Source organism: Kitasatospora sp. NPDC004614 (genome assembly GCF_042873675.1).
GTDB lineage: Bacteria > Actinomycetota > Actinomycetes > Streptomycetales > Streptomycetaceae > Kitasatospora.
In genome coordinates, this window is the sequence record NZ_JBIALR010000002.1 from 197,965 (window position 1) to 211,937 (window position 13,973).

The window sequence follows — 13,973 nt, forward strand, 5'->3', positions numbered from 1 at the left end:
CGGTGACCTTCGGTTTTCTGAGTCCCCTCTACTACGCGGTGTCCTGGATCATCGTCCAGTTCCACTCGCTGTTCAGCCACGTCTTCGATCCTGACGGCGGCTGGGCTTGGGGCCTGTCCATCGTGATGATGGTGGTCGTCATCCGGATCTGCCTGATCCCGCTTTTCGTGAAGCAGATCAAGGCGACCCGGGCCATGCAGGCGATCCAGCCGAAGATGAAGGCCATCCAGGAGCGCTACAAGAACGACAAGCAGCGCCAGTCCGAAGAGATGATGAAGCTGTACAAGGAGGCGGGTACCAACCCGTTCTCCTCGTGCCTTCCGATCCTCGTGCAGGCGCCGTTCTTCACCGCCCTCTACGGTGTGCTGGCCTCGGTCGCCAACGACAAGCCGATCGGCGTCATCGACCAGAGCCTGCTGGAGAGCGCCAAGCACGCGCACATCTTCGGTGCCCCGCTGTCGGCGAAGTTCGTCGGCGCGGACAGCATCCAGGTGCAGATCGTCTGTGCGGTCATGATCGTGCTGATGTCGCTGTCGCAGTTCATCACGCAGCGCCAGCTGATGACCAAGAACGTGGACCTGTCGGTCAAGACGCCGTTCATGCAGCAGCAGAAGATGCTGATGTACGTCTTCCCGGTCATGTTCGCCGTGATGGGTATCAACTTCCCGGTCGGTGTGCTGGTCTACTGGCTCACCACCAACGTCTGGTCGATGGGCCAGCAGCTGGTCGTCATCCGCAACAACCCGACGCCGGGCAGCCGGGCGTGGGACGAGCGGCAGGCCCGTCTGAAGAAGCAGGGCCGGCTCAACCCGGACGGCTCGGTCAAGAAGGCCGGCGGTGTGCTGGCCACGCTGACCGGTTCCAAGAGCGCCGAGGCCCAGGCCCAGGCGGTGGCCGAGGAGAGCGTGCAGGTGCGCCGGCAGCAGCCGCGCAAGCAGAGCAAGGCCCAGCGCCAGGCGACGGCGGCCCACCAGGCGCACGCCGCGGAGGAGCAGGGCCCGGCGGGCGACGAGGCGAGCGCCGAGCCGACCGAGGCCGAGCAGCCCGGTACGAAGGCGGGCGGGGCGAAGCCGGCCGACCGGCAGGGTCAGCGCCAGCAGCCGAAGCGCGGCGGCCAGACCCCGCGGCCGAAGAAGAAGTAGTCCCGACCCTCGTTCCCGGCCCCCATCCGAGGGCCTCATTGCTGAAGGAGTCCACCTGTGACCGATGGCACCACCTCCGCCGTCGAGACCGCGCCGGCCGGTGAGAGCGCCCTCACGCGTCTGGAACGCGAGGGTGACATCGCCGCCGACTACCTGGAGGGTCTGCTGGACATCGCGGACCTGGACGGCGACATCGACATGGACGTCGAGGGGGACCGGGCGCTGGTCTCCATCGTCGGCGAGGGCGACGACCGGACGCTGCAGCGGCTGGTGGGCCAGGACGGCGAGGTGCTGGAGGCGCTCCAGGAGCTGACCCGGCTGGCCGTGCACCGGGAGACCGGTGAGCGCAGCCGACTGATGCTGGATGTCGCGGGCTTCCGGGCGCGCAAGCGGGCCGAGCTCGCGGAGCTGGGCGCGGACGCGGCCGAGCGGGTCAAGCGCACCGGCGAGCAGGTCAAGCTGCAGCCGATGACCCCGTTCGAGCGCAAGGTGGTGCACGACGCGGTGGCAGCCGCGGGGCTGCGCAGCGAGTCGGAGGGCGAGGAGCCCCAGCGTTGTGTGGTCGTACTGCCGGCCTGATGCCGGTGGTGCCGTCGGAACGGCGTCCGACCCCGCCCGCCTCTCGCGGGCGGGGTCGTTGCCTTTGCGGTGGACTGATGTTTCACGTGGAACAGTGCAGGACGGGTGGGTGGATTCGACGGTGAGCGGAGAGGCAGAGATGGACAGGGACGGCACGGAGCCTGAGGCGCCGCTGGAGGGGCTGGCCGAAGCGCCGGCGGCAGCGGGACGGATCTTCGGCGATCGGCTGCCACTGGCCGTGCGCTACACCGAGCTGTTGGCGACCGCCGGCGTGCAGCGCGGCCTGATCGGTCCGCGTGAGGTGCCCCGGCTGTGGGACCGGCACGTGCTCAACTGCGCGGTGCTGGGCGAGTTGCTGCCCAACGAGGTCTCGCTGTGCGACGTCGGCTCGGGTGCCGGGCTGCCCGGCATCCCGGTGGCGCTGGCCCGCCCGGACGTCTCGGTGACGCTGCTGGAGCCGCTGCTGCGGCGCACCACCTTCCTGGAGGAGGTGGTCCGTGAGCTCGGTCTGGAGAACGTCACCGTGTTGCGCGGCCGGGCCGAGGAGATGATCGGCAAGCTGGCCGTGGACGTGGTGACCGCCCGTGCGGTGGCTCCGCTGGACCGGCTGGCCGGATGGGGCATGCCGCTGCTGCGGCCCTACGGGCAGATGCTGGCGCTGAAGGGCGACACCGCGGAGCAGGAGCTGACCGACTCGCGGGCGGCACTGACCCGGCTCGGCGCGGTGAAGTGGTCGGTGATCGGCGTCGGCGAGGGCGTGCTGGAGACCCAGACCCGGGTGGTCCGGGTGGAGGCCGGCGAGAGCCCCGGCGGCGTCAAGGCGGCCACCCGGCGGGCCAAGGCGGCCCGGGCCGGTCGCGGCGGCAAGGGCGCCGAGGGCGCCGGCCGGCGTGGCGGCAGTGGCCGCGGGCGGCGCTGACCCGGTTGGACGCGGTGAAGTTGCGGGGCGGGTGGCGATCGGGTCACCCGCCCCGTCGGCTTGTCGGCACCCCGGAGTGTCGGGCCGCCGGATACCGACATTCCGGGCATCGTGTTCCACGTGAAACGTCGCTTCCTGCTGACCGGCGTACTTGATCAGGAGCTGAACCGGACCCGTGAACGGGCCCCGGCAGTGACTGTCGCGGCTCCGGTTTCACGTGAAACACTGGCCCCCATGCAGGAGTCGGAGATCGTCGATCAGGTGGATGAAACCCCCGTCGCACGTGCCGCGCACGCCGTCGTTCCCGTCACCGGGTACGCCGGGGAGGGGCTTCCCCGACCCGCCGCCACCCGGGTCATGGTGGTCGCCAACCAGAAGGGTGGGGTCGGCAAGACCACCACCACCGTCAACCTGGCCGCCTCGCTCGCCATGCACGGCCTGCGGGTGCTGGTCATCGACCTCGATCCGCAGGGCAACGCCTCGACCGCCCTGGGCATCGACCACCACGCCGAAGTGCCGTCGATCTACGACGTGCTGGTGGAGGGCAAGCCGCTGGCCGACGTGGTGCAGCCGGTGGTGGACGTCGAGGGGCTGTTCTGCTGCCCGGCCACCATCGACCTGGCCGGCGCGGAGATCGAACTGGTCTCGCTGGTGGCCCGGGAGAGCCGGCTGCAGCGGGCCATCGCCGCCTACGAGCAGCCGCTGGACTACGTGCTGATCGACTGTCCGCCCTCGCTCGGGCTGCTGACCGTCAACGCCATGGTGGCCGGCCAGGAGGTGCTGATCCCGATCCAGTGCGAGTACTACGCGCTGGAGGGACTGGGCCAGCTGCTGAAGAACGTGGAGCTGGTGCGGGCGCACCTGAACCCGATGCTGCACGTGTCGACCATCCTGCTGACCATGTACGACGCCCGGACCAGGCTGGCCGCGCAGGTCGCCGAGGAGGTGCGGACGCACTTCGAGAAGGAGGTGCTGGCCACCGCCATCCCGCGATCGGTGCGCATCTCCGAGGCCCCGAGCTACGGGCAGACCGTGCTCACCTACGACCCCGGTTCCAGTGGCGCGCTCTCCTACCTGGAGGCGGGGCGCGAGCTGGCGCTGCGGGCCGAGGTCGCGAAGACGACGGTGGGGCGCCACCGGGCGGGTGCGGAGGTCGTTCCGCCTCGCAATGGCGCGGAGCCGTCCGCGTCGACGGCACAGCACAGTTCGATGGAGGGCATGCGGTGAGTGGCACGCGCAGGGGTCTGGGCAGGGGTCTGGGGGCGCTGATTCCGGCGACCCCGGCGGCGGCCGGGGGAGCGGCCGCACCGGCCGCCCCGCTGGCGCCGGTGGTTCCCACCGATCGCGGCACGGTGGCGGCCAAGGCCGCCGCGGAGAGTCTGCGGGAGCTGGCCGGGGACCAGCGCCGCAGTGTGCTGGAGCAGGCGCTGGCGCCGGTGAACGGGGCCCGGTTCGCCGAGCTGCCGCTGGATTCGATCAGCCCCAACCCGCGCCAGCCGCGCGAGGTGTTCGACGAGGAGAAGCTCGCCGAACTGGTCGCCTCGATCAAGGAGGTCGGCCTGCTGCAGCCCGTGGTGGTCCGTCAGACCGGCCCGGAGCGCTATGAACTGATCATGGGTGAGCGCCGCTGGCGGGCCTCCCGTGAGGCCGGCCTGGAGGTGATCCCGGCGATCGTCCGGGCCACCGAGGACGACAAGCTGCTGCTGGACGCGCTGCTGGAGAACCTGCACCGGGCCGAGCTGAACGCGCTGGAGGAGGCTGCCGCGTACGACCAGCTGCTGCGCGACTTCGCCTGCACGCACGACCAGTTGGCCGGGCGGGTCGGCAAGTCCCGCTCGCACGTGTCCAACACGCTGCGGCTGATGAAGCTGCCGGTCGCGGTGCAGCTGAAGGTCGCGGCCGGGACGGTCACCGCCGGGCACGCCAAGGCGATCCTGATGGTGCCGGACGGGGCGGGCCAGGAGCTGTTGGCCGAGCGGGTGGTGGCCGAGCTGCTGACGGTGCGGGCCACCGAGGAGATCGCCGGGCTGATGGCCGGTGAGACCCCGAAGGCGAAGAAGGCCGGTCCGCGGGTGGGCCGGACGGTTTCGCCGGCCTTCACCGAGCTGTCGGACCGGCTCTCGGACCGCTTCGAGACCCGGGTCAAGGTCGAGGCCTCGCAGCGTGACGGCCGGATCGGCAAGGGCAAGGTGGTGCTGGAGTTCGCCTCGGTCGAGGACCTGAACCGGATCCTGGACAGCCTCGCGCCGGGCGAGCAGGGGCTGCAGCTGTCCTGACGGTGAGCCCGAACGGCGAACAACGGGTGCATGTTTCACGTGAAACGTGCACCCGTTTCGTCGCTCGGAGCAGACTGGACTCCAGGGCCGGTTTCCGCGTGGAGGAGGAGGTACGGGCGTGGGGCGAAGGGTCGTTCCGCTGACACTGGACAACCTCTCGGAGCTGCCGAACACCTGCCGCTCCTGCGTGTTCTGGGAGCTCGATCCGGTCAGCGGACGGGCCGCGCAGGACGGCGGCAAGGGCGAGTTGGAGAAGGAGGGCTGGATCTCCGCGGTACTGCTGGACTGGGGATCCTGCGGCAGAGTCGCCTACGTGGACGACCGGCCGGCCGGGTTTGTGCTCTACGCCCCGCCCGCGTACGTGCCGCGCGGGCAGTCGTTCCCGACCAGCCCGATCTCCCCGGACGCGGTGCAGCTGATGGTCGCCCGGGTGCTGCCGGAGTTTCAGGGACAGGGCCTGGGGCGGGTGTTGGTGCAGACGGTGGCCAAGGACCTGATCCGGCGCGGCTTCCGGGCGATCGAGGCGTTCGGCGCACAGGGCAGTGAGATCCCCAGCTGCGTGCTGCCCGCCGAGTACCTGCTGGCGGTCGGCTTCAAGACCGTCCGGCCGCACCACCGGTATCCGCGGCTGCGGTTGGAGGCGCGTTCCACGCTGTCCTGGAAGGGTGACATGGAGGGCGCGCTGGAGCGGCTGCTCGGCGGGCGGCGCAAGGAACCGGCGCTGCGGCCGTTCTGAGGGTGGCTGAGGGTGCCTGAGGGAGTTTGCGGGACGCGTTCTCCGCTCCGGGCCGGTCGGCGCGGAGCGGGCCGCCGTGCTCTCAGGGCTTCCTGACGAAGCCTCGTGGAGCTTTGCGGTGGCTTGCGACGGCTCGTGGGGCCACGGAAACGCCGAGGCGGCCCGTACGGGGGTTCCCCGCGCGGGCCGCCTCGGCGACGGCCGTCCGGAACGGACTTACAGGTACTCGGCCAGCTCGCGCAGCAGCGCGGCCTTCGGGCGGGCACCGGTGATGGTCTTCACCAGCTCGCCGCCCTTGTAGACGTTCAGCGTCGGGATGGAGATCACGTTGTAGGCCGCGGCGGTCTCCTGGTTGGCATCCACGTCGAGCTTGACGACGGACAGCTTGTCGCCGTGCTCGGCCGCGATGTCCTCCAGGACCGGGGCGATCTGGCGGCACGGGCCGCACCAGGTGGCCCAGAAGTCGACCAGGACGGGCTTGTCGCTCTTGAGGACCTCGGCCGCGAAGGTGGCGTCGGTTACTTCCTTGGTGGCGCCGGCCACGGGAACTCCTTGGGGTCGGAGGAGAGATGCGAGAGGGATAACAACGGCGGGGGCGGTTCTGTTTCGGGGAGGAAACGGTCGCCGCCCCCGGCCGGAGGGCTGCTCGGCCCGGTGTGGTGTCAGACCGCGACGGCCGCGGTCTCGGCCTCGGCGTCGGTCAGCGCGGCGAGGTAGCGCTCGGCGTCCAGCGCGGCGGAGCAGCCGGTGCCGGCGGCGGTGATCGCCTGGCGGTAGGTGTGGTCGACCACGTCGCCTGCGGCGAAGACGCCGGGGATGTTGGTGCGGGTGGAGGGGGCTTCGACCTTGAGGTAGCCCTCGGCGTCGAGGTCGAGCTGGCCCTTGAACAGGTCGGTGCGCGGGTCGTGGCCGATCGCGATGAACAGGCCGGTGACCGGGAGCTCGCGCAGGTCACCGGTGTTGGTGTCCCGGAGGGTCAGGCCGGTCAGCTTCGGGTCGCCGTGGATCTCCTCGACCGCGCTGTCCCAGGCGAAGGTGATCTTCGGGTCGGCGAAGGCGCGCTCCTGCATCGCCTTGGAGGCGCGCAGGGTGTTGCGGCGGTGGACGACCGTGACGCTGCGGGCGAAGCGGGACAGGAAGGTCGCCTCCTCGAGGGCGGTGTCGCCACCGCCGACCACCGCGATGTCCTGGTCGCGGAAGAAGAAGCCGTCGCAGGTCGCGCACCAGGAGACGCCGCGGCCGGAGAGCTTGTCCTCGTTCGGCAGGCCGAGCTTGCGGTGCTGCGAGCCGGTGGTGACGATCACGGCGCGGGCGCGGTGCACGGTGCCCTCGGAGTCGGTGACGGTCTTGATGTCGCCCGTGAGGTCGACGGCGATGACGTCGTCCGGGACCAGCTCGGCGCCGAAGCGCTCGGCCTGCGCGCGCATGTTGTCCATCAGCTCGGGGCCCATGATGCCGTCGCGGAAGCCCGGGAAGTTCTCCACCTCGGTGGTGTTCATCAGCGCGCCGCCGGCCGTGACCGCGCCCTCGAACACCAGCGGCCGGAGGGAGGCACGCGCGGTGTACAGCGCAGCGGTGTATCCGGACGGGCCGGAACCGATGATGATCACGTTACGGACGTCGCTCACTGCATCTCCTGGTTCGCATGGGCGTCCCGCTTGCGCGGGGGAGGGCGGTCGCTCCGCCGCCCCGGACAACGACTTACCAGTCTCCCGCATTCCCAGGCCCGACCGCACCAACCACCCACGGTCCGGGAGTGGGCGGCGTGGAACGGTGAGGAATCAGGGGGCCGGGACGGTGCTGTGCAGCAGGATCGTCGAACCGGGGCAGTCCGGGGTGGCCAGGTAGACGTCCAGCGGCCCGCTGCCGCCCGGCGGGCGGAACACCAGGGCCAGCACCGGCCGGCCCTGGTAGCTGCCCGTTCCGGCGGTCAGCGGCGGTTCGCCCGGGTGCCCGGCCGCGCTCAGGGCGCAGGCCGCGGGGCCGTTGCCGGCGTCGGCCGGGGAGAGGCCCGCGACGGGTTTGGTGGCCAGCAGTGCGTGGATCTGGGCCGGGAGCTGGTCGGCGGTGAAGTCCGGGCCGCCGCTGCCTGCGGTGAGGTTCGGGCCGTCGCTGCCGGCGACGTTCGGCTTGGGGCGCGAGGCGTCGGCGGCCGTCGGCTGGGGCACGGCCTTGCCGCCGGTGGCCGTGGCCACCGTGCTGCTCGGTGCGTTCCGGTTGAGCAGCACCCCGCCCACGGTGGCCACCACGGCCACGGCGGCGGTGGCGAGCAGCAGGCTCAGGGCGCGACGGCGGCGGCGCTCGCGGCGGCCGGGGCCGTTCGCGGCGCGCGGGGACCCGGCGGGCCCCCCGGTGCGGGGCGGGCCGGACGGGCCTGCGGCGGGGCGCTCCGGACGGTCGTTGGTGCGGGCCTCGGTCCGGTCCTCGGGGTGGGTCTCGGTGCGCGCGGCGGACTCGGCGGCCAGCGCCGCGGTCAGCCGGTCGGCGACGTCCTGCGGCATTGGCGGGGCGGGGGTGTCCGCCAGCAGCTCCGGGAGGCCGCGGAGCGCGGCGTAGTCCTCGGCGCAGGACGGGCAGCCGGCCAGGTGGTGGTGGAGCGGCTCGGCCTGCTCGGGCGGGAGCAGCTCCTCGGCCAGGTCGGCCAGCACGTCCAGATCGGGGTGCTCGGAAGGCGGGTGCGGCGTCATCGCGGGGTCGCATCTCCTTCCAGCGCGGTGGCGGGATCCGTTGGTGGGACGGGGGCGGGCCGGTTCGGGTTCCCGGCTCGGGGCGCGGGCGGTGTTCCACGTGGAACACCGGGGGCCTCCCGGGGGCCTGGGGCGAGGACTGTTCCACGTGGAACACGGGCCGGATCGGTCTCCTGCGGAACGCGGGCGGCGGCGGTTCCACGTGGAACCTGGGCAGTATCGGTTTCACGTGGAACACCGCCCGGGCCGAGGTGGCGCAGCAGCGGCAGCAGCCGGGCCCGGCCGCGGGCGCAGCGGCTCTTGACGGTGCCGACCGGGACGCCGAGCACCTCGGCGGCCTCGGCGACCGGGTAGCCCTGCATGTCGACCAGCACCAGGGCGGCCCGCTGGTCGGCGGGCAGCGCGGCCAGCGCGTCGGCGACCTCGCGCCGGGTCTCGGAGCGCACCGCGTGGCTCTCGGCGCCCTCGCTGGTGCCGAGCGCGGCCTCCGGCGGGCCGCCGGGGTGCTGGTCGAGCGACTCGGCCCGGCGGACGGCGCCGCGGCGGGCGCGGTCCAGGCAGGCGTTGACCACGATCCGGTGCAGCCAGGTGGTGACCGCCGAGCGGCCCTGGAAGCCGGCCGCGGCGCGGAACGCGGAGACCAGAGCGTCCTGGAGTGCGTCCGCGGCCTCCTCGCGGTCGCCGAGGGTGCGCACCGCGACGGCCCACAGCCGGTCGCGGTGGCGGTGTACCAGTACCCCGAAGGCGTCCGGATCGCCCGCCGTGTGCCGGGCGAGCAGTTCGGCGTCGGTGGGCTCCTCGGCCATCCGCCCCCTCCTCGCGGTCCGGCCGTCCGCTCCGGCGGCCGTGGGTCACCATCGTTGGGGATCCGGCGGGGCGGATCAAGAGGTGCCGGGGTTCCGGCTGCCGGTCGGGGCTATCCGTTGACCTGGATCTCGGCGATCTTGCCGCGGTAGCCGCCGTCGTCGCCGGTGGGCAGGTTGGTGAGCCAGACCAGCAGGTACCGGGTGTTGACCGGGGCGGTGGGCTTCAGGCTGACCTTGTTGCCGGAGCCGGTGGCGATCTGGCTGAGGGTCTTGAAGCCGTTGTCGTCGGCGGTCGGCGCGGTGGTGGCGCCGGTCGGGGCGGCCCGCAGTTCGACCTTGGTGGAGCCGATGAATTGGACGTCCACCGAGCTGACGGGGTGGGGCGAGCCGAGGTCGATCAGCAGGCCGGTGCCGGGCCGCCAGTCGCCGAGCTGGTCGTTGTAGCGCTGGGTGGTCCAGGCGGTCGACGGGTTGCCGTCGGTGGCGTTCGGGACCTCGCTGGTGTGCTCGTCCTTGTTGTCGCCGTACGCGTTGAACGGGACGATCGAGCTGATGGCGAGCTTCGCGCCGGTGGCGGCGGGGGCGCTGCCGCTCGGGGTGGGGGCGGGCGAACTGTGGCTGGTGGTGCCGTTGTCCTTCTTGTTGACGTACTCCACGGCCTGCCAGGAGCCGACCGTGACGGCGGACAGGGCCAGCAGCGAGGCGGTCCACTTGAGTACCCGGCGCAGGCCGCGACGGCGGCGCGGAGCGGGCCGGGGGGCGACCGGGGCCGGAGCGGGGGCCGGTGCGGGGGCGGGTGCGGTGGTGGGGATCGCCTGGGTGGGCGCGGCGGGGGAGTAGCGCGGCCGGGAGGTGGGCAGGGCGCGCAGCGCGGGCGGGGCGGGCTGCTCCGGCGGGCGGATCTTGGGCAGCTCGGCGATGGCCGCGGCCAGTTCGGCGGGGGTGGTGATCGGCGCCTTGTGCTGCGGCGGCTGCTCGCACAGGATCCGGGCGGCGAGCTCCGCCAGGCCCTTGTGGACGCCGGCCCGGACCTGGTCCGGGGGTACGCAACCGAGGTCCTTGGGGAGCCCCTGGAGGTCGTAGCGGTCCTCCGGGTAGGGCCAGCGGTGGGTGAGCGCGGCGTACAGCAGTGCGCCGATCGCACGGACGTCGGTCAGTTCGGCGTCCTCGGTGGGCAGGCCGCGCAGGGCGGCGTCCACCGCGATGCCGTTGATCCGGTACTGGCCGCCGTCGGTGCGCAGCACGCACTTGGGGGTGAGCCGCAGGTGCGCCTGGCCGCGCTGGTGGGCGGCGGCGATGGCGTCGGTGACCTGGCGGACCATCTGGTAGGCGTCGTAGGGCTCGAGGGGGCCGTCGGCCAGCAGTTCGGCCAGGTCGCGGGCGCCGGGCAGCCACTCGCGGACCACGTACACCAGCTCGCCCTCCTGCACCGCGTCCAGCACCTGGACGAAGCGCGGGTCGCCGAGCAGGGCGGCGCTGCGGGCGGCGGTGAGCACCGACTTGGCGCGGCGGTGGCCGGCCGAGAGCAGGTGGACGCCGACGGCGCGGCGGAGCTTCTCGTCGACGGCGCGCCAGCTGGTGAAGGTGTCCGACTCGGAGATGCACTCCTCCAGCCGGTAGCGGCCGCCGATCTTGTCGCCGCTGTGTCGCTGCGGGGCGGGCAGCACGGTGGGCAGGGTGGCGGTGTCGGCGTCCAGGGTCTCGGTGCTGGTGGCCGGGGCGGGCTCGGACGGCTCGACCGGGGGCAGCGGGCGGCGCACGCCGCGGCTGCGGGAGGGGCGTTCGGTGCGGGCGGCGCCCTGGGCGGCCAGCTCGGCGTCGATCTCCTGCGCGGAGAGCGGGGCGGTGGCCTCGGCGAGCGGCTGCTGCGGTTCGTCGCTTCCGGCCTCGGCGGCGGGTGCGGTGAGGGCGGGCCGCAGGGGGGTGGCCGCGGTGTCCTTCACCCGGGACTTCGCCGAGCCGTTCGCCCCGTCCTTCGACGCGTCCTGGGGGGTGCTCTTCGCGGCGTCCTTCGGGGAGCCGTTCGCGGTGCTCTTCACCGCGCGGGCGGCGGAGCCTTTCGCGGTGGGGCCGCGGTCGGATCCGGTGTCGCGCTGCGAGGTTCCGGGCGCGGCCTCGGTCGCCGCCCCGTCCGTCTCGGACGTGTCGACGATCGCCTTGGTGCCGTCAGCCACCGTGGTCCTGCCTCCCCTTGTGTCGTCCCGGGCCAAGCCGGGACGGTCGACGAGCCGCTGCCGGAGTGGACGTCCGTGCTGCAAGGTCAATTGTGCCCACTCCCGGCCCCCCTGTACGACCGCTGAGAGTGCCTGGAGGTTGCCCACTCGCCCACTTCCGTGCGAACGGCAGACGAATGGGCCGGAATCGGGGGCGTACCCCGACTCCGGCCCACCGTAGGCGGACTGGGTCGTCGACGGATCGTCAGCACTCCGGGTGACGTGCCGTCAACCTGTGACCGGTGTTCCGGGTCAGCGGCCGAGCCGCCGGCGGACCATTCCGGTGAGCGCGTTGAGCTCCTCGATGCGCATCCGGCGGGCCAGCAGCAGGAACACCGCGACCTGGACGACGGCCGCCGCCAGCAGCGTCAGCACGTTGCCGAGCCAGCCGTCCAGCACCCGCAGCGCGAACAGCTCGATCGCCAGGCCGACCACGGCGGCGGGCAGCGAGGCGATCGCCAGCCGGACGTAGGTCTTGGTGATCCGGGCGGTGTCCAGGCCGCCGATCCGCGCCTTCAGCTTCGGCACCGCGACGAACACGCCCACCGCGTAGGACAGGCCGTAGCCCAGCGCCATGCCGGTCACCGCCCACTGCGCGGGCAGCACCAGCCAGCACAGCACCGCGGTGCCGGCCTGGGTGAGCGCCACCCAGACGGTGTTGGAGAACGGGGTGCGGGTGTCCTCGTACGCGTAGAAGCCGCGCAGCAGCACGTACTGCACCGAGTACGGGATCAGGCCGAGGGCGAACGCGGAGAGCATGTAGCCGACCGCGGTGGTGCCCTGCGCGGCCGCGCCGCCGTTGCCCAGGCCGTAGATCGAGGAGCCGATCACCGGGCCCAGCGACAGGAACAGGAACGCCGCCGGGACGATCGCCACCGCCGAGGTGCGCAGGCCGTAGGAGAGGTCGTCGCGGACCGCCCCGGCGTCCTGGTCGGCGGCCGCCCGGGACAGCCGGGGGAGCACCGCGCTCATCACCGACACGGTGATCACGGCCATCGGCAGCTGCCAGATCAGCAGCGCGTTGGAGTACGCGGCCAGGCCGACGCCGAGGTGGCCGTCGTGCTCGGCGGCCTTGCCGGACGCGGTGGCCAGCTGCGTCACCACCAGGAAGCCCGCCTGGTTGGCCAGCACGAACAGGAAGGTCCACTTGGCCAGCCGGGCCGCCTTGCCCAGGCCGTGCCCGCGCCAGTCGAAGCGCGGCCGGAACGAGAAGCCCGCCGAGCGCAGGTACGGGATCATCGACAGCGCCTGCACGGCCAGGCCGAGCATGGTGCCGATGCCGAGCAGCCGGACGCCCTCGGGGGAGATGGCCTGCGGGGTGACCCCGGTGTGCTGGAAGGTGCCGTACACGCCGATGTACATCGCGAAGGTGAAGATCACCACGAGGTTGTTCAGGACCGGCGTCCACATCATCGCGCCGAACCGGCCGCGGGCGTTGAGGATCTGGCCCATCACCACGTGCACGCCCATGAAGAAGATGGTCGGCAGGCAGTACCGGGCCAGCGCGACCGTGGTGTCGGCGCTCTGCTGGTCGCGCATCAGCGCGTGCGAGATCAGCTGCACCAGCACCGGCGCGGCCAGCACCGCCACGAACACCACGCCCGCCAGGCCGGTCACCACCAGGGTGAGCAGCCGGTTCGCGTAGGCGGTGCCGCCGTCCTCGTCGTTCTTCATGCTGCGCACCAGCTGCGGGACGAACACCGCGTTCAGCGCGCCGCCGCCGATCAGGATGTACAGCAGGGTGGGCAGGGTGTTGGCGGCGTTGTACGAGTCGCCCATCGAGGCCACGCCGATCGCGGCGGCGATCACCATGGTGCGCAGGAAGCCGGTGCCGCGGGAGACCAGGGTGCCGGCCGCCATGATGGCGCTGGAGTTCAGCAGCCCGGCGACCTTGCTGCCGGCACCGTCGACGACCGGCTCGGGCGGGGCGGTCGGGGCCGGCGGGGCCGGCGGGGCGGTGGGCTCGGGCGGCGCGGCAGCGGCGGCGTTGGCCTCCAGCACGGCCGCGTCGGCCCGCATCACCGCCTCCTCCTCGGACAGCGGCGGGTCGAACTCGATCGGCGGCACGTACGGGTGGCGCTCGCCCCCCGCGGGGACCGGCTCGGGGGCCGGGGCGGGCTCGGGGTCGCCCGGCGCGTCGACGTCCGTGGCCATCGTCACGGCCTGCGCGGGTTCCGGTGCCGGCGCCGGTGCCTCTTCGGGCGCCGACAGCAGGGTCTCCACGCCGACGTACTCGGCGGTCCCGGTGTCCCGGCGCGACCCGGCCGGCTCGGCGGCCTCCGCGGCCACCTCGGCGGCGATCGACGCCCAGCGCGGCGCCGGCGCGGTCAGCTGCAGGGTGGCCTCGGACTCGCGGCTCGGCTGGCCGGGCACCGCCGCCGTGGCCTTCGGGGTGTCCTGGGCGCCCGCGGCGTCCTGCAGGTCGACCTCGCCGTACGGGTCCGTGCCCCCGTACGCCTCGGCGGCGTACGGGTCACGGGCGTAGGTGTCGGCGACGTACCAGTCGGCGGTGGGGTCGGCGGGGGCGGCGGCGGACCGTGGACCGCCCGCGCGGTCCTCGGGCCCACCTCCGCCCTGGTCCTGGGTTGCTCGCTCGCTCCGCTCGTTCATGCCAC

General features: G+C 72.9%; 11 protein-coding genes and 1 pseudogene. 6 read left to right on the forward strand and 6 right to left on the reverse strand.

The window, feature by feature from the left end:
* Positions 1 to 2 precede the first annotated feature (2 nt).
* From yidC to ACFYST_RS06385, 6 genes and pseudogenes are all read left to right on the forward strand, one after another.
* Positions 3 to 1,142 carry a membrane protein insertase YidC gene (gene yidC, locus ACFYST_RS06360; protein WP_387860404.1) on the forward strand — a complete coding sequence of 380 codons (1,140 nt, stop codon included), beginning with the start codon at positions 3 to 5 and terminating at the stop codon, positions 1,140 to 1,142.
* A 57-nt stretch (positions 1,143 to 1,199) separates the two neighbouring features.
* The gene (locus ACFYST_RS06365) at positions 1,200 to 1,721 is read left to right on the forward strand and encodes a protein jag (RefSeq protein ID WP_387639812.1); all 522 of its coding nucleotides are present in this window, start codon (positions 1,200 to 1,202) and stop codon (positions 1,719 to 1,721) included.
* Positions 1,722 to 1,860: 139 nt separating this feature from the next.
* Positions 1,861 to 2,640: a 16S rRNA (guanine(527)-N(7))-methyltransferase RsmG gene (rsmG, locus tag ACFYST_RS06370; protein ID WP_387640716.1), complete on the forward strand. Its 780-nt coding sequence runs from the start codon at positions 1,861 to 1,863 to the stop codon at positions 2,638 to 2,640.
* 175 nt (positions 2,641 to 2,815) lie between these two features.
* Positions 2,816 to 3,867, forward strand: a pseudogene (locus ACFYST_RS06375) (ParA family protein).
* Entirely contained in the window at positions 3,864 to 4,916 is a 1,053-nt protein-coding gene (locus ACFYST_RS06380; protein WP_387639809.1) for a ParB/RepB/Spo0J family partition protein, read from the forward strand. Before ACFYST_RS06375 ends, ACFYST_RS06380 begins: the two are co-directional and overlap by 4 nt.
* Positions 4,917 to 5,034: 118 nt before the next feature.
* Complete coding sequence (locus ACFYST_RS06385) at positions 5,035 to 5,652, forward strand: GNAT family N-acetyltransferase (protein ID WP_387860406.1); 618 nt, start codon at positions 5,035 to 5,037, stop codon at positions 5,650 to 5,652.
* A 216-nt stretch (positions 5,653 to 5,868) separates the two neighbouring features.
* On the opposite strand, the gene trxA is transcribed toward ACFYST_RS06385, so the two are convergent.
* The 6 genes from trxA to murJ all read right to left on the reverse strand — a co-directional run bounded on the left by trxA (position 5,869) and on the right by murJ (position 13,968).
* Entirely contained in the window at positions 5,869 to 6,195 is a 327-nt protein-coding gene (gene trxA, locus ACFYST_RS06390) for a thioredoxin (protein ID WP_380480255.1), read from the reverse strand.
* A 119-nt stretch (positions 6,196 to 6,314) separates the two neighbouring features.
* Positions 6,315 to 7,280 carry a thioredoxin-disulfide reductase gene (trxB, locus tag ACFYST_RS06395; RefSeq protein WP_387860409.1) on the reverse strand — a complete coding sequence of 322 codons (966 nt, stop codon included), beginning with the start codon at positions 7,278 to 7,280 and terminating at the stop codon, positions 6,315 to 6,317.
* A 153-nt stretch (positions 7,281 to 7,433) separates the two neighbouring features.
* The gene (locus ACFYST_RS06400; RefSeq protein ID WP_387860411.1) at positions 7,434 to 8,339 is read right to left on the reverse strand and encodes an anti-sigma factor family protein; all 906 of its coding nucleotides are present in this window, start codon (positions 8,337 to 8,339) and stop codon (positions 7,434 to 7,436) included.
* A complete protein-coding gene (gene sigM, locus ACFYST_RS06405) occupies positions 8,336 to 9,145 on the reverse strand; it encodes an RNA polymerase sigma factor SigM (RefSeq protein WP_387860414.1) in 810 nt (269 codons plus the stop codon). The genes ACFYST_RS06400 and sigM overlap by 4 nt, the downstream gene beginning before the upstream one ends.
* A 110-nt stretch (positions 9,146 to 9,255) precedes the next feature.
* Positions 9,256 to 11,319, reverse strand: a complete 2,064-nt coding sequence (locus tag ACFYST_RS06410; RefSeq protein WP_387860416.1) for a serine/threonine protein kinase — start codon at positions 11,317 to 11,319, stop codon at positions 9,256 to 9,258.
* Positions 11,320 to 11,610: 291 nt separating this feature from the next.
* Entirely contained in the window at positions 11,611 to 13,968 is a 2,358-nt protein-coding gene (murJ, locus tag ACFYST_RS06415) for a murein biosynthesis integral membrane protein MurJ (protein ID WP_387860419.1), read from the reverse strand.
* Positions 13,969 to 13,973: the final 5 nt, after the last annotated feature.